A 16680-nucleotide genomic window follows, 5' to 3' on the forward strand; every position below is an offset into this window, starting at 1 on the left:
TCACACCTCCTTCGGGTTTGCCAGATAGCCAGTGGTATCCCCGGTTGGGCGGCTATTGGCGTTAGGTTTGATCACAATATTCGGTTTGGTGAAGTGCGCACGCGGCAACGGCGCAACAGCCGCCAGATCGCCGTGTTTTTTACGCAGCTCGTCGATAGGGCCGAAATCCAGCGCCCGTAGCGGACAAGACTCGACGCAGATCGGTTTTTTACCTTCCGCGACGCGGTCATAGCAACCATCACATTTGGTCATATGACCTTTGGTTGCGTTGTACTGTGGGGCGCCATACGGGCAGGCCATATGGCAGTAACGACAGCCAATACACACATCTTCATCGACAACGACAAAACCATCTTCACGTTTATGCATCGCACCGCTTGGGCAGACTTTGGTACAAGCCGGATCTTCACAGTGGTTGCATGAAATCGACAAATAGTAGGCAAATACGTTCTGATGCCAGACGCCGTTATCTTCCTGCCAGTCTCCGCCAGCATATTCATAAATGCGGCGGAAACTAACTTCCGGCGTCAAATCTTTGTAGTCTTTACAGGCCAGCTCGCAGGTTTTGCAACCGGTGCAACGGCTGGAATCAATAAAAAATCCATACTGGGTTGTCATCGGTTACTCCTTACACCTTTTCAACCTGAACAAGGTTCGTATGTGATGGATTCCCCTTGGCAAGAGGAGACGGACGTTGAGTGGTCAGTACGTTAATACAACCGCCCTTATCGACACGTTTCGCATCCGGGTCATACCAGGCACCTTCGCCCAATGCGACCACGCCCGGCATCATTCGTGGCGTCACTTTCGCCTCAATATGGACTTCACCACGATCGTTAAAGATCCGCACCTTATCGCCGTTGCTGATACCGCGTTTTTGCGCATCGAGTGGATTGATCCACATTTCCTGACGGCAGGCCGCTTTCAGCACGTCTACGTTGCCGTAAGTGGAGTGAACGCGGGATTTGTAATGGAAACCCGTAAGCTGCAGCGGATACTGTTTGTTCAGCGGATCCTGATAACTTTCAAAGCCTGGTGTGTAGATCGGCAGCGGATCGATCACATCGCCCTCCGGCAATTCCCAGGTGGCGGCAATGTCAGCCAGCGCCTGTGAATAGATCTCAATTTTGCCCGATGGCGTGGTCAATGGATTAGCCTGCGGATCTTCACGGAAGGCTTTGTAAGCAACGTGATGCCCTTGCGGATCGCGCTTTTTAAAGATCCCTTGTTTGCGGAACTCTTCAAAGGTTGGCAGTTCCGGAATCGCTTCGCGCGACTGAGCATACAGATGACGCATCCACTCTTCCTGGGTTCGACCTTCTGTAAACTGTTGCTCAACGCCAAGACGTTTTGCCAGCTCACTGGTCATCTCATAGATGGTCTTACATTCAAAGCGCGGTTTAATCACCTGGTCGTTGAAGATAACGTAAGACATATTCCCGCAGGAAGCATCCAGCGCAAAGTCCATCTGTTCGGAGGCAGTGCAGTCCGGCAGCAGGATGTCAGCATATTTCGCCGATGAGGTCATGTGGCAATCGATAACCACAATCAATTCGCACTTCTTATCATCCTGGAGGATTTCATGAGTACGGTTGATTTCCGAATGCTGATTAATCAGGCAGTTACCGGCATAGTTCCAGATCATCTTGATTGGAACATCCAGCTTATCTTTCCCGCGCACACCGTCGCGCAGCGCCGTCATTTCCGGGCCACGTTCAATGGCATCGGTCCACATAAACATGGAAATACTGGTCTGAATCGGGTTTTCCAGGGTAGGCATTCGCACAAACGGTAAGCTGTATGAACCTTCTCGCGCACCGCTGTTACCGCCGTTAATACCGACGTTCCCGGTGAGGATTGCCAGCATCGAAATGGCACGCGTGGCGATTTCACCGTTGGCATGGCGCTGCGGCCCCCACCCCTGGCTGATAAATGCCGGTTTGGTGCTACCGATTTCACGAGCAAGTTTAATGATTTTATCTGCCGGGATACCGGTAATTTGCGAGGCCCATTCCGGAGTTTTGGCTACACCGTCTGGCCCGTCCCCCAGAATATACGCTTTGTAGTGACCATTTTTCGGCGCGCTGGCAGGCAACGTTTTTTCGTCGTAGCCGACACAATATTTGTCGAGGAATTCCTGATCAACCAGGTTTTCGGTGATCATGACATACGCCAGACCGTTAACCAAAGCAGCATCTGTTCCCGGACGAATCGGGATCCATTCATCTTCGCGTCCAGCGCCTGTATCGGTATAGCGCGGATCGATAATGATCATACGTGCATTTGATTTTTGCCGCGCCTGCTCCAGGTAATAGGTCACCCCGCCGCCGCTCATACGCGTCTCGCCAGGGTTGTTACCAAACAGCACCACCAGTTTGCTGTTTTCAATATCTGACGGGCTGTTGCCATCGGCCCAGCCGCCATAGGTATAGTTCAGACCTTCGGCTATTTGTGCGGAGGAGTAGTCACCATAATGGTTCAGATAACCGCCGCAGCAGTTCATCAAACGCGCTACCAGGGTATTTCCCGGCGGCCAGGAACGGGTCATGGTGCCGCCCAGCGTACCGGTACCATAGTTCAGATAGATGGATTCGTTGCCGTACTCTTTAATCAGGCGCTGCATATTCGTGGCGATGATATCGTAGGCTTCTTCCCAGCTAATACGCTCGAATTTGCCTTCGCCACGAGCACCGACTCGTTTCATCGGATATTTCAGGCGGTCGGGATTGTAAACGCGGCGACGCATAGAACGCCCACGCAGGCATGCGCGCACCTGGTGCAGTCCGTCGTAATTGTCATCCCCGGTATTATCCGTTTCGACATATTTGATTTCACCGTCCACTACATGCATACGCAGCGGACAGCGGCTACCACAGTTAACTGTACAAGCGCTCCATATCACCTTTTCGTCTGAATTTGCCGGAGCGACGCTATTAGCAGCGTGCGCAATCCGGCTAAAGGGTAATGTTAACGCGCTGCTGGCCATCGCCAGGCCGCCGATCGCTGTCGTTTTTACCAAACCACGGCGACTCACCTCAGCAGCCAATACCGCATCAGGAATTTTCGTTTTCATAATGGCTCACTCAAGCTTGCTTACGATTGATTCCAGTAACAAACCGTCTTGTGTAATTATTTTCATAGCGGTGCGCTATATAGGTTTGTATACATCGAATAATTTGAAAATCAACGGGATAGGTAGATTTTAACTCGAAAGTAGTATTGCGCTTAAGTCAGCTGTAATTATTGTTTGGTATCAAAGGGAGATAAAAAAAGCGCCCGCAGGCGCTTTTTAGATTCAGAATAGTTGGATATTAGCCGATATATTCCAGTCCGTTCATATACGGGCGCAGAACTTCTGGTACTTCAATACGACCATCAGCCTGCTGATAGTTTTCCATTACCGCAACCAGCGTACGACCAACAGCCAGACCAGAACCGTTCAGGGTATGAACCAGACGGGTTTTCTTGTCAGACTTACTGCGGCAACGTGCCTGCATACGACGAGCCTGGAAATCCCAGACGTTGGAGCAGGAAGAGATCTCGCGGTAGGTGTTCTGTGCCGGGATCCATACCTCCAGGTCGTAAGTTTTGCAAGCGCCAAAACCCATGTCGCCAGTGCAAAGGATGATTTTGCGGTACGGCAGCCCCAGCAGTTGCAGGACTTTTTCCGCATGACCAGTCATCTCTTCAAGTGCCGCCATTGAATCTTCCGGACGCACGATCTGAACCATTTCAACTTTGTCGAACTGGTGCATACGAATCAGACCACGGGTATCACGACCATAAGAACCGGCTTCAGAACGGAAGCATGGGGTATGAGCGGTCATTTTGATCGGCAGATCATCTTCATCGATGATTTCACCGCGTACCAGGTTGGTCAGCGGAACTTCTGCAGTTGGGATCAGCGCGTAGTTACTGGTATCAGCTTCTTCTTCCAGCGGACGAGTATGGAACAGATCGCCAGCAAACTTCGGCAACTGACCCGTACCGTACAGCGTATCCTGGTTAACCAGGTACGGAACATAGTTTTCACTATAGCCATGCTGCTCGGTGTGCAGGTCCAGCATAAACTGCGACAGTGCGCGGTGCATGCGAGCGATCTGCCCTTTCATCACCACAAAGCGCGAACCTGTCAGCTTAACCGCTGCCGCAAAGTCGAGGCCGGAGTGCATTTCACCCAGCGTCACGTGGTCACGAACTTCGAAGTCAAATTCACGCGGGGTACCCCAGCGGCTAACTTCAACGTTGTCATTTTCATCTTTACCAACCGGCACTTCATCTGCAGGCAGGTTAGGGATTGTCAGCGCGATATCGCGAATTTCAGCCTGTAAAGCATCCAGCTCGGCTTTTGCTGCATCCAGCTCTTCGCCCAGTTTGTTCACTTCCAGACGTAAAGGCTCGATATCTTCCCCGCGCGCTTTCGCCTGGCCGATGGATTTCGATCGAGAGTTACGCTCTGCTTGCAGGTTTTCCGTTTTAACCTGCAATACTTTACGACGCTCTTCAAGAGCGCCCAGCTTATCTACATCCAGCTTAAAGCCCCGGCGTGCCAGTTTTTCAGCGACTGCGTCTGGCTCATTACGCAGCAGATTGGGATCGAGCATGCTTATCCTGTGCTTATCGAATTAAATGGGAGATGTGGCCACAGCCTGCGACCACAGGGATACGGTAACAACATTACCGCAACGATAACATTAACGGTAGCGTTTTATGGGGCTATTTTGATCCTGTTCAGCCAGCCAGGCGAGCTTTTCGCCAATTTTGCCTTCAAGGCCTCTGTTTGTCGGGAAATAATAGCGCGTTTGTGCTATTTCCGGCGGGAAGTAAACCTCACCGGCAGCATAAGCGTTTGTTTCATCGTGGGCGTAACGATATTCCTGCCCGTAGCCCATTTCCTTCATCAGTTTGGTTGGTGCATTACGCAGGTGTACCGGCACGTCATAATCCGGACGTTCACGGGCATCAGCTAACGCGGCTTTAAATGCGGTGTAGACAGCGTTACTTTTTGGCGCGCAAGCGAGATAAACAATCGCCTGGGCAATGGCCCGTTCACCTTCTGCCGGACCTACGCGGGTAAAGCAATCCCAGGCAGCAATCGCCACCTGCATCGCCCGCGGATCGGCATTGCCAATATCTTCTGAAGCAATCGCCAGGCAGCGACGTGCGACATATAAAGGATCACCGCCCGCAGTAATAATCCGCGCATACCAGTACAGTGCTGCATCGGGTGCGCTACCGCGCACTGATTTATGCACCGCTGAAATCAGATCGTAAAAGCGATCACCTTTGTTATCGAAACGGGCGCTACGCTCACCAGCAATTTCGGTGAGTAATTCAGGCTTCAGGACACGTTTGCCGCTGTGATCAACTTCGGCCATATCCGCCATCATTTCCAGCGTATTTAACGCCCGCCGCGCGTCGCCATTCACCAGTTCAGCAATAGCTCGTCGCGTCGCGTCTGGTAAAACAATATCCTGCCCGCCATAACCGCGGGTTTTATCTTCCATCGCCTGAGTCAGTACCCGTTCAATATCCTCGGTGGTCAGGGACTTGAGCAAATAGACACGAGCACGCGAAAGCAAAGCTGAGTTAAGCTCAAATGACGGGTTTTCGGTTGTTGCACCAATAAACGTGATGGTGCCATCTTCAATGTGCGGCAGAAACGCATCCTGCTGGCTTTTATTAAAGCGATGCACTTCATCGACAAACAGAATGGTACGGCGACCGGCATTGCGATTTTGCCGCGCGCGCTCTATCGCTTCGCGAATTTCTTTCACACCAGAGGTAACAGCAGAAATACGTTCCACATCAGCATTTGCATAACGGGCGATCACTTCCGCGAGGGTCGTTTTACCGGTACCCGGCGGCCCCCAGAGGATCATGGAATGCAGATGTCCGGCTTCGATAGCGCGCGGCAACGGCTTCCCCGCGGCCAGCAAATGTTGCTGGCCGATATACTGTGCTAAATTTTCTGGCCGCATACGTGCGGCCAGAGGTTGAAAAGTATTATCCGAAAAATCGAGCGACAGATTGCTCACTCAAGTGCCTCTACTTACGTTGATCATCTACCGTTACGCCTTGCGGCGGGGTGAAGGTAAATTTCGCTGCATCCACAGCCCCATTTTGCTGGGATTTCAGCTGATAACTGCTGCGTTGATCGTCCTGTTCCACCGCGCTGAACTGATGGATGGTGCCATCACGGCCCACGTTAATAGTGAACTGCTTCAGGTTGCCATTGCTGGTTTTAGGGGTCAGGACAAAATCATCACCGTTCTGTTTGATGTTGTACTGCTGCCAGTCGCTGGACTGGTTACGAGCGATCAGCATAAATGGCGTATTCCCGGTGGCATCTTTAAGCCAGGTCGCCGTAGCTTGCTCAACGAACGGGTTATAGAACCACAGTGTTTTACCGTCGGAAACCAGAATGCTTTCATCAGGTTGGGTCATATGCCAGTTGAACAAATTAGGGCGTTTGACCCACAAATCACCTTGGCCTTCCTGTACCGCAGCACCGCTGCCGTCAGTTACTTTTTGGGTGAAGCTGGCATGGAAGCTGCTGACTTTATCCAGGCGGCTTTTCAGATCGCTTGCGGCATCAGCCCAAACGCTGCTTGCTACTAAGCTTGAGAGTAATGCACAGGTGATGGCAATTTTTTTCATCATTGTTCCTCAAATTACGTCACTCCCGATCGGGAGTTCCCTCTACTCTCTATTCCAGGCTAATAATCAGCTTGAGGAAAGAAGAAAATACTGAATTTTCAGTTGATAAAGTGCCGGATGCAACGCTATTGCGTCTTATCCGGCCTACGATGCACTTATTAGTCAAACGGCGGCGGTGCCAGAACTTCACGATTACCGTTGTGGCCCTGTTCGCTAACGATCCCCTGCGCTTCCATCTGTTCAACGATACGCGCCGCACGGTTATAACCAATGCGGAACTGACGCTGAACGCCGGAAATCGACGCTTTGCGTTTTTCAGTGACAAACGCCACGGCCTGATCGAACAGCGGATCCAGTTCTTCAGCGCCATCGTAACCGCCCGCGCCACCTTCGCTTTCACTGTCGGAGGTGATGCCATCAACATACTGTGGGCGACCACGCGCTTTCCAGTCCTGCACCACAGCATGGACTTCCTGATCGCGAACAAAAGCACCATGAACACGTACCGGCATGGTTGAGTTCGGTCCGGAGTAGAGCATATCCCCCATACCCAGCAGTGATTCCGCGCCAGCCTGATCAAGAATGGTGCGAGAGTCAATCTTACTGGATACGGTAAAGGCGATACGGGTCGGAATGTTCGCTTTAATCAACCCCGTAATAACATCCACTGAAGGGCGCTGCGTTGCCAGCACGAGGTGAATACCTGCAGCACGGGCTTTTTGCGCCAGACGCGCAATCAACTCTTCCACTTTTTTACCTACCGTCATCATCAGGTCGGCAAATTCATCCACCAGCACCACAATGTACGGCTCTTTTTTCAGCACTGGATGCTGGGCATCCATACTGTCACCTGGCTTCCAGTACGGGTCCGGAATCGGACGCATCATTCGGTCCGCTTCAGCAATTTTTTCGTTATACCCAGCCAGATTACGCACACCCAAGGCCGACATCAGCTTATAACGACGCTCCATTTCATTTACGCACCAGCGCAAAGCGTTAGCCGCATCTTTCATGTCGGTAACGACTTCTGTTAGCAGATGCGGGATGCCTTCATAAACCGAAAGCTCCAGCATTTTCGGGTCGATCATAATGAAACGAACATCTTCCGGCTGCGCTTTATAGAGCATGCTCAGGATCATGGCGTTTACACCCACCGACTTACCAGAACCAGTGGTCCCCGCAACCAGCAAATGAGGCATTTTAGCCAGATCGGCTACGACCGGATCGCCTGCAATATCTTTACCCAAAACAATCGTCAGCGGCGATGGGTTATCGCGGAACTTCGCGTTATCCAGCACTTCACGCAGATAAACGGTTTGTCGTTTTTTGTTCGGCAACTCCAGACCTACGTAAGGTTTGCCTGGAATGACTTCAACCACACGCACCGCCACGGTCGACAATGAACGGGCAAGGTCGCGTGACAGGTTAGAAATACGTGCGGCTTTTACGCCCGGCGCCAGGTTCAACTCAAAACGGGTGATTACAGGCCCTGGTGAATAATTGACCACATCAGCTTTAATGCGGAAATCGGCCAGCCGTGCTTCTACCAGACGCGCCATTTGCTCAAGTGCAAAGGTATCTACTGGCTCAACTTCGCTTGGCGGTGGTGTCAGCAAATCCAGCGAGGGTAGTGGCGTCGTTGGTTTATGCAACGGACGGCTATCACCGTTGCGCATTAGCAACGGATGAAGCAGAGTATCCTGCGGCGCTACCGGCTGCTGTGGCGGCTGATATTGCGGCTGCGGCGCTACCGGATGCTGCGACGGCTGATATTGCGGCTGTGGCGCTACCGGCTGCTGCGACGGCTGATATTGCGGCTGTGGCGCTACTGGCTGCTGCGGCTGATATTGCGGCTGCGGCGCTACCGGTTGCTGCGGCGGCTGATACTGCGGCTGCGGCGCTACCTGCTGCTGTGGCGGCTGATATTGCGGCTGTGGCGCTACCGGCTGCTGCGACGGCTGATATTGCGGCTGTGGCGCTACCTGCTGCTGTGGCGGCTGATATTGCGGCTGCGGCGCTACCGGCTGCTGCGACGGCTGCGACTCAACTATGGGCGTAAACAGCGGCTCGTGTGGGCCATCATCCACTAACGCTTTCATTGGTGAAAATTCAAAATCATCCAGCGAGAATGGATTTGCCCCCGCAGGTTGTTCACCGGAATAACGTTGCTGTTGGGTTTGGGCAAACTGACGAGCCAGTTCAGCCTCTGTCGCTGCATCTTCATCTTCAGGATTAGCTGGCGCATCATGCTGATACTCTTCGCCATAGCGTTGCTGCTGTGCCTGGGCGAACTGACGTGCCAACTCATCTTGCTGCATCGCATCGATTTCATCATCGTTATACTGATCGCCAGAATCGTATTGATTGCGCTGCGCTTCGCGAGCTTTCTCTTCGGCGGCTCGTTGTGAAGGTAGTTTAATGCCATACGATGCCAGTTCACGACGAGTCGGAACACGAATACGCTTTGGTCGTGGTAACTGCGGGCCTATGCCCTCTTTCACTTGTGGTCGAGGTCCACCGCTATTTGCCAGGCTAAAAACAGGTGCTGCAACCGTTGCGGCGGCTCCCGTCGCCAGTGTCGCTTTCTTCACGCCCGATGCCAGCGGCGAAACAGCAGCCACGGCTTCTACCGGAGGGACTGCGGCAGTAGTCGGCGATGACTGAACAGATTTAGCTGACTGAACAGGTCTAACAGGCTCAGGTTCTTTAACTGGTTCAGGAATAGGCTGATACCAGGCGGCGAGCTGCTCACGTTCGCGCGCACGCTTCTCTTCAACTTCTTCAAAATAGTAAAGCGGCGGACGCGCAGGTTTTGTTTCTTCAACAACCGGTTCAGGCTCCACAACAGGAGGCTGCTCAAGCGGTTGCGGCTGTTGACGCAACGTCTCCTGAACGGCTTGCTGCTGGTAGGTTTGCTCAGGTTGGTATGTAGACTGCGCCGCAAAAGTGGATTGCGCCCCTTCGGCTTGCCATGCGTTTTCAGCTACTGGCTGTTCAGGCACTGGCGCATAATAAGGTTGTTGAACAGGTTGCTCCGCAGCAGGCGCATAATATGGCTGCTGTGACTGCACAGGTTGTTGCGGATAACCTTCCGGCGATGGGGCAATGACCGGTTCGCCCGTTTGCGGCCCTGACACAGGCTGCCAGGCCACAGCAGGTTGAGCAGGTGGAACATCAACAGGCGCAACAGGCGGCGTCTGAGTAACAGGTTCAACCGGAGCAGCCCAGCTTTGCGTCGCCGTGGTAGCAGCAGCTGCCGCAGCAACAGGCCCGGTAATTGGTGCGCCGTTTAATAATGGATCGTATTCGTCATATTCTGGCTGCGTTGCACGGTTGCCCGAAAAGAGGACATCATCAGGATCAGCGGCTACGCCGCGCGCAGTGTAGGTAACGTCGTCTTCATCATCCATCCGCTTACCGGAGAACAATGCAGCGTCTGTTTGTCGCCCCATCGGATTGATGAATTTTTCCGCCAGACGTTTACGACGCGCTAACGCGCCACGAAGAATACGAGCGCGGCGCGATTCATGCTGTTTGCCGCTCTTCTCGTCTTCATACTCTTCGTCGTCTTCATACTCTTCTTCATCAACCCAGGTATCATCGCGACGAGTGCGGTTACTGGCGAAAGTGAGGATGTTTAAAATCCAGCCCCCCAGTTTTTCGGCAATGGTCACCCAGGACCAGCCGGTAAACAGCGTCAGGCCAGCCGCCCAAACACAGAGTAGCGCAATGGTCCCGCCACTGCTGTGCAACAGCGGTTGCAGCGTTGTGCTTAATAAACTACCGATTACACCACCGGAGGCAAAATACCAGATGTCGTCCGCGTTGATTGCCGCAAGGCCGCAGGACGTAAGGATAAGCGCCAGCACGCCAATAATTCGTAGCGAAACGGCGAAATAGTCAACGTACTCATCGCTGGACTGATGACGCCAGGCAAACCAACAGCCGCCAACAATAATGACCGGGATGGTGTAAGCCATCACGCCAAAAATGAAGAACAGCGTATCTGCCAGCCACGCGCCAGGCGTCCCGCCTAAATTATGGATAGGCTCATGCCAGGCCGTTTGCGACCAGCTGGGGTCCGAAGGGTTAAAGCTTAATAAGGCTGCCATCAACCAGACGGCAAACAGGACAATAAGGATCAGCAACGCCTCCAAAAGTCGGCGCCCGCTGCTTAACTTTGTCAATGTGACTTCTTTGTCTTCAGTGTATTCCTGGCTCAAGAAAGGCTCTCCAGGTTACAGGCGTTTCCTGCCCGATGCTAAAACGGACAACAGCACCAGGTTACCCCAGTACTGTTGCTGTATGGATTAACAGGAGTGTAATCAAAATACGCTTATTTTGCACCTGTTCCGTGTTAGCGCGTCTTAATAACCAGACGATTACTCTGCTTGACTTCTTCCATAACAACGTATGTCCGTGTGTCATTGACGCCTGGCAGACGCAGTAGGGTTTCCCCTAGCAGTTTACGATAGGCTGACATATCCGGCACGCGTGTTTTCAACAGGTAGTCGAAATCACCGGATACTAAATGACACTCCTGAATTTCTTCAAGTTTTTGCACAGCAGTATTGAATTGTTCAAACACATCCGGAGCGCCACGATTCAGAGTAATCTCAACGAATACCAGAAGTGATGCATCCAGATAATGCGGGTTCAACAGCGCCGTATAGCCCTGAATAAACCCTTGTCTTTCCAGCCGACGCACACGCTCAAGGCACGGCGTTGGGGAAAGTCCCACACGTTTAGAAAGCTCGACGTTAGAAATACGCCCATCCTTTTGCAACTCATTAAGAATGTTACGATCGATACGGTCGAGATCTTTGCCAGGGCGCTTCTTGCTATCTACCATTATTATTGTCTCTCTGTATTCCTTCCCTACTCCTGTCTGACCCTGAAGACATCACTGTTCAGAGTCGCTACCTGTCACGATAGACCGAAATCATTAAGATTCACGGCTCGCAATGCCTGGGTCTACGGTGAGAAGACCGTTGCCTTGAGGCAGCTATCGACATCACGAATGGCGTCTGTCCACGCCATGCGTAGATTTCACTAGCACGGTAAACATGGTATTTACATGCATGATTATGCGCACATAACAATACTGTTTTTTTCTTCCTCGAATGTTTTCGCAAAACACCAGGTGATTGTCAAAGCAAAACATCGTTTTTTAGTACAACATGCCAGTTATTCATTAACAGTGACGTTTAATCATCATTTAATCGGCTTATAAACCGGAAAAATTAAGTAGCAGGCGTGATAATGACGGGAGAATGACAGGAGAATTTGACATGTTTATCGCTTTTGACGATTGCACAAATCGTTAACAAAATCGTCATACTCTTTTTTTACGTCTGTAAATTCCCTACAATCCTGCCCATTGTCTGCCAACAACTATGGGGATCTCATGGGCACGACCAAACACAGTAAACTGCTTATCCTGGGCTCAGGCCCGGCAGGATATACCGCTGCTGTCTACGCGGCACGCGCCAACCTGCAACCGGTGCTGATTACCGGCATGGAAAAAGGCGGCCAACTGACGACGACCACTGAAGTAGAAAACTGGCCTGGCGATCCAAACGATCTGACCGGCCCGTTGCTCATGGAACGCATGCATGAGCATGCTACCAAGTTTGAAACTGAAATTATTTTTGACCACATTAATAAAGTGGATTTGCAGAATCGTCCGTTCCGTCTGACTGGCGATAACGGCGAATATACCTGCGATGCGCTGATTATTGCCACCGGGGCTTCTGCACGCTATCTCGGCCTGCCCTCTGAAGAGGCATTTAAAGGTCGTGGTGTCTCAGCCTGTGCGACTTGCGATGGATTCTTCTATCGTAACCAAAAAGTGGCGGTCATCGGCGGCGGTAATACTGCGGTTGAAGAGGCGCTGTATCTGTCTAACATCGCTTCCGAAGTACATTTGATCCACCGTCGCGATGGTTTCCGTGCGGAAAAAATCCTCATTAAGCGTCTTATGGACAAAGTGGAGAACGGTAACATTATTCTGCACACCAACCGTACGCTGGAAGAAGTGATCGGCGATCAGATGGGCGTCACTGGCGTTCGTCTGCGCGATACGCAAAACAGCGATAATATCGAGTCTCTCGATGTTGCTGGTCTGTTTGTTGCTATCGGTCACAGTCCGAACACGGCTATTTTTGAAGGACAACTGGAACTGGAAAACGGCTACATCAAAGTGCAGTCTGGTATTCATGGCAACGCCACCCAGACCAGTATTCCGGGCGTTTTTGCCGCAGGTGACGTGATGGATCACATTTATCGGCAGGCCATAACCTCTGCCGGTACTGGCTGTATGGCGGCGCTGGATGCCGAGCGCTATCTCGACGGTTTAGCCGACGCAAAATAATTTTACATATCAGCAACAAAAGTAAAAAAGGCGACACCATGCGACTATGGGTCGCCTTTATTTTTTCCCCGTTGTAACATTGCCCTGCAAAAATTCTGATAACTCACCTGCTAAGCGTGCAATGAATAAATCCCGTCAAAAAGAGTTAACCCGCTGGTTAAAACAGCAAAGCGTCATCTCCCAACGTTGGCTGAATATTTCTCGTCTGCTGGGCTTTGTGAGCGGCATATTAATAATTGCCCAAGCCTGGTTTATGGCGCGAATTCTGCAACATATGATCATGGAGAACATTCCCCGAGAAGCCTTGCTGCTTCCCTTTACCTTGCTGGTGATGACCTTTGTGCTGCGTGCATGGGTGGTCTGGTTACGCGAACGGGTGGGCTATCACGCCGGGCAACATATTCGGTTTGCCATCCGCCGCCAGGTTCTTGACCGTTTGCAGCAGGCGGGGCCAGCCTGGATTCAGGGCAAACCTGCGGGGAGTTGGGCGACGCTGGTGCTTGAGCAAATTGACGATATGCATGATTACTACGCTCGCTACCTACCGCAAATGGCGTTGGCAGTCTCTGTACCACTACTGATTGTCGTCGCAATTTTCCCTTCTAACTGGGCCGCGGCACTTATTTTACTCGGCACTGCACCGTTAATTCCGTTGTTTATGGCTTTAGTTGGGATGGGGGCTGCCGATGCTAACCGACGCAACTTTCTCGCGCTTGCTCGCTTAAGTGGTCATTTTCTTGATCGTCTGCGCGGCATGGAAACCCTGCGTATTTTTGGTCGCGGCGAGGCTGAAATTGAAAGTATCCGTTCGGCTTCGGAAGATTTTCGCCAACGGACGATGGAAGTGTTACGCCTGGCGTTTTTATCCTCCGGTATTCTTGAATTCTTTACCTCGCTGTCGATTGCCCTGGTAGCGGTATACTTTGGTTTCTCTTATCTGGGCGAGCTGGATTTCGGTCACTACAGCACGGGAGTGACGTTGGCGGCGGGCTTCCTTGCGTTGATCCTAGCCCCTGAGTTTTTCCAGCCTTTACGTGATCTCGGCACGTTTTATCATGCCAAAGCCCAGGCAGTTGGCGCGGCTGACAGCCTGAAAACATTTATGGAAACGCCGCTCGCCCATCCACAGCGTGGTGAAGTTGAGTTAACGTCTACCGAACCAGTGACCATTGAAGCCAAAGATCTGTTCATCACATCGCCTGAAGGTAAAACGCTGGCTGGCCCGCTGAACTTTACACTACCTGCAGGCAAACGTGCGGTACTGGTGGGACGAAGCGGATCCGGGAAAAGCTCACTATTGAATGCGCTTTCCGGTTTTCTCTCCTATCAGGGCTCGCTGCAGATCAACGGCATTGAATTGCGGGAGTTATCTCCGGAATCATGGCGAAAACATCTCTCCTGGGTTGGCCAGAATCCGCAATTACCCGCGGCAACAGTAAGAGACAATGTGCTGCTGGCGCGGCCGGATGCCAGCGAGCAAGAGTTACAAACAGCTCTGGATAACGCCTGGGTCAGTGAGTTTCTGCCACTCCTGCCGCAAGGTATCGATACTCCCGTGGGCGACCAGGCAGCCCGTCTTTCCGTAGGTCAGGCACAACGTGTAGCAGTAGCGCGTGCATTGCTTCATCCCTGCTCACTGTTATTACTGGATGAACCTGCAGCCAGCCTCGATGCTCACAGCGAGCAGCGTGTGATGCAGGTGCTAAACGCTGCCTCGCTGCGCCAGACAACGCTGATGGTCACTCACCAATTAGAAGATCTCGCTGACTGGGACGTCATTTGGGTGATGCAGGACGGCCAAATTATCGAGCAAGGTTGTTACGCTGATTTAAGCGTGGCTAACGGTCCATTCGCCACGTTGCTGGCCCACCGTCAGGAGGAGATTTAGATGCGCGCGTTGCTTCCTTATCTGGCTCTATATAAGCGTCATAAGTGGATGTTAAGCCTTGGTATTGTGCTGGCAATTATCACACTGCTCGCCAGTATCGGCTTGTTAACGCTTTCCGGTTGGTTCCTCTCCGCTTCGGCAGTGGCGGGAGTTGCAGGACTGTACAGCTTTAACTATATGCTGCCTGCCGCAGGGGTACGTGGCGCGGCAATCACCCGCACCGCCGGGCGTTATTTTGAACGCCTGGTGAGTCACGATGCGACTTTCCGCGTGTTGCAGCATTTGCGCATTTACACCTTCAGCAAGCTGTTGCCTCTCTCCCCTGCCGGGCTGGCCCGCTATCGCCAGGGCGAGTTACTCAACCGCGTCGTCGCCGATGTTGATACGCTCGATCATCTTTACCTGCGCGTTATCTCACCGCTGGTAGGGGCTTTTGTGGTGATTGTGGTGGTGACTATCGGGTTAAGTTTTCTTGATTTCACCCTCGCCTTCACGCTGGGCGGGATTATGTTGCTGACACTGTTCCTGATGCCGCCGCTGTTTTACCGAGCGGGTAAAAGCACCGGGCAAAATCTTACCCATCTTCGCGGTCAGTATCGCCAACAGTTAACCGCCTGGCTACAAGGGCAAGCTGAACTGACCATTTTTGGTGCCAGCGATCGTTATCGCACGCAGTTAGAGAACACCGAAATTCAGTGGCTGGAAGCACAGCGTCGTCAGTCCGAACTGACTGCGCTCTCGCAGGCAATTATGCTGTTGATTGGCGCTCTGGCGGTGATTCTGATGCTCTGGATGGCCTCCGGCGGCGTTGGCGGTAATAGCCAGCCAGGTGCGTTAATTGCGCTGTTTGTCTTCTGTGCATTGGCTGCATTCGAAGCCCTGACTCCGGTGACAGGCGCATTTCAGCATCTGGGGCAAGTTATTGCTTCTGCCGTGCGTATCACTGACTTAACGGACCAAAAACCAGAAGTGACCTTCCCGGATACTCAGTCCGCTGTTCCCGAGCAGGTTTCACTGACGTTACGGGATGTTGCGTTCACTTATCCGGAACAATCCCAACAAGCGCTTCAAGGGATTTCTCTTCAGGCAAACGCCGGCGAACATATTGCGATTCTCGGGCGAACTGGATGCGGAAAATCAACGCTGTTACAACTGCTAACCCGCGCATGGGACCCGCAACGGGGTGAGATTTTGCTTAACGGCAGCCCGATCGCTGACCTGAATGAATCGACATTGCGCCAGACCATCAGCGTTGTGCCGCAGCGAGTGCATCTGTTTAGCGCCACACTGCGCGATAATCTGTTACTCGCCGCACCTGGCGCTACAGATGACACTCTAGCTGAAATTCTCCGTCGCGTTGGTCTGGAGAAACTTCTCGAAGACACAGGGCTCAACAGTTGGTTGGGAGAAGGTGGACGTCAGCTTTCCGGCGGCGAACTGCGTCGTCTGGCTATCGCCCGTGCGCTATTGCACGATGCACCGTTGGTATTACTGGATGAACCAACCGAAGGCTTAGACGCCACGACTGAAAGTCAGATCCTCGAATTGCTGGCCGAAATGATGCGTGAGAAAACGGTATTAATGGTTACACATCGCCTGCGTGGGCTTTCACATTTTCAGCAAATAATAGTGATGGACAACGGGCAAATTATTGAACAAGGTACTCATGCAGAACTGCTTGCCAGACAGGGGCGTTATTACCAGTTTAAGCAGGGTTTGTAAGCTATTATTGAACGATCCGACTTGCGTAGTGGAGTTT

The 16680-nt window shown here is 52.2% G+C and carries 10 protein-coding genes; 3 read left to right on the forward strand and 7 right to left on the reverse strand.

All coding sequences use genetic code 11. The features are described 5' to 3' along the window. The 7 genes from dmsB to lrp all read right to left on the reverse strand — a co-directional run bounded on the left by dmsB (position 1) and on the right by lrp (position 11512). Positions 1-618, reverse strand: a complete 618-nt coding sequence (gene dmsB / locus D9742_RS05625) for a dimethylsulfoxide reductase iron-sulfur subunit DmsB (protein WP_000213094.1) — start codon at positions 616-618, stop codon at positions 1-3. A gap of 10 nt (positions 619-628) precedes the next feature. Further along, positions 629-3073, reverse strand: a complete 2445-nt coding sequence (gene dmsA, locus D9742_RS05630) for a dimethylsulfoxide reductase subunit A (protein WP_130236258.1) — start codon at positions 3071-3073, stop codon at positions 629-631. Between the two features lie 238 nt (positions 3074-3311). Next, on the reverse strand, positions 3312-4604 hold the full coding sequence (serS, locus tag D9742_RS05635; protein WP_000886683.1) for a serine--tRNA ligase: 1293 nt from the start codon (positions 4602-4604) through the stop codon (positions 3312-3314). A 90-nt stretch (positions 4605-4694) separates the two neighbouring features. Beyond that, on the reverse strand, positions 4695-6038 hold the full coding sequence (rarA, locus tag D9742_RS05640; protein WP_130236259.1) for a replication-associated recombination protein RarA: 1344 nt from the start codon (positions 6036-6038) through the stop codon (positions 4695-4697). Positions 6039-6048: 10 nt separating this feature from the next. After that, the gene (gene lolA, locus D9742_RS05645; protein ID WP_130236310.1) at positions 6049-6660 is read right to left on the reverse strand and encodes an outer membrane lipoprotein chaperone LolA; all 612 of its coding nucleotides are present in this window, start codon (positions 6658-6660) and stop codon (positions 6049-6051) included. Between the two features lie 158 nt (positions 6661-6818). After that, entirely contained in the window at positions 6819-10883 is a 4065-nt protein-coding gene (gene ftsK, locus D9742_RS05650) for a DNA translocase FtsK (RefSeq protein ID WP_130236260.1), read from the reverse strand. 134 nt (positions 10884-11017) lie between these two features. Further along, complete coding sequence (gene lrp / locus D9742_RS05655) at positions 11018-11512, reverse strand: leucine-responsive transcriptional regulator Lrp (protein WP_000228473.1); 495 nt, start codon at positions 11510-11512, stop codon at positions 11018-11020. Between the two features lie 555 nt (positions 11513-12067). Here lrp and trxB point away from each other — a divergent pair. From trxB to cydC, 3 genes are all read left to right on the forward strand, one after another. Next, on the forward strand, positions 12068-13033 hold the full coding sequence (gene trxB, locus D9742_RS05660; protein ID WP_130205283.1) for a thioredoxin-disulfide reductase: 966 nt from the start codon (positions 12068-12070) through the stop codon (positions 13031-13033). A gap of 121 nt (positions 13034-13154) precedes the next feature. Continuing rightward, positions 13155-14921: a cysteine/glutathione ABC transporter permease/ATP-binding protein CydD gene (gene cydD / locus D9742_RS05665; protein ID WP_130236261.1), complete on the forward strand. Its 1767-nt coding sequence runs from the start codon at positions 13155-13157 to the stop codon at positions 14919-14921. After that, positions 14922-16643, forward strand: coding sequence for a cysteine/glutathione ABC transporter ATP-binding protein/permease CydC (cydC, locus tag D9742_RS05670; protein ID WP_130236262.1), 1722 nt, complete (start codon positions 14922-14924; stop codon positions 16641-16643). Positions 16644-16680 lie beyond the last annotated feature (37 nt).

The organism is Escherichia sp. E1V33, assembly GCF_004211955.1.
In the GTDB taxonomy this organism is placed as follows: domain Bacteria; phylum Pseudomonadota; class Gammaproteobacteria; order Enterobacterales; family Enterobacteriaceae; genus Escherichia.

Excerpts from the sequence above, each read along its gene's own strand:
- dmsB (WP_000213094.1), bottom strand. The coding sequence starts at position 618 with ATGACAACCCAGTATGGATTTTTTATTGATTCCAGCCGTTGCACCGGT.
- dmsA (WP_130236258.1), bottom strand. The coding sequence starts at position 3,073 with ATGAAAACGAAAATTCCTGATGCGGTATTGGCTGCTGAGGTGAGTCGC.
- serS (WP_000886683.1), bottom strand. The coding sequence starts at position 4,604 with ATGCTCGATCCCAATCTGCTGCGTAATGAGCCAGACGCAGTCGCTGAA.
- lolA (WP_130236310.1), bottom strand. The coding sequence starts at position 6,660 with ATGAAAAAAATTGCCATCACCTGTGCATTACTCTCAAGCTTAGTAGCA.
- lrp (WP_000228473.1), bottom strand. The coding sequence starts at position 11,512 with ATGGTAGATAGCAAGAAGCGCCCTGGCAAAGATCTCGACCGTATCGAT.
- trxB (WP_130205283.1), top strand. The coding sequence starts at position 12,068 with ATGGGCACGACCAAACACAGTAAACTGCTTATCCTGGGCTCAGGCCCG.
- cydD (WP_130236261.1), top strand. The coding sequence starts at position 13,155 with ATGAATAAATCCCGTCAAAAAGAGTTAACCCGCTGGTTAAAACAGCAA.
- cydC (WP_130236262.1), top strand. The coding sequence starts at position 14,922 with ATGCGCGCGTTGCTTCCTTATCTGGCTCTATATAAGCGTCATAAGTGG.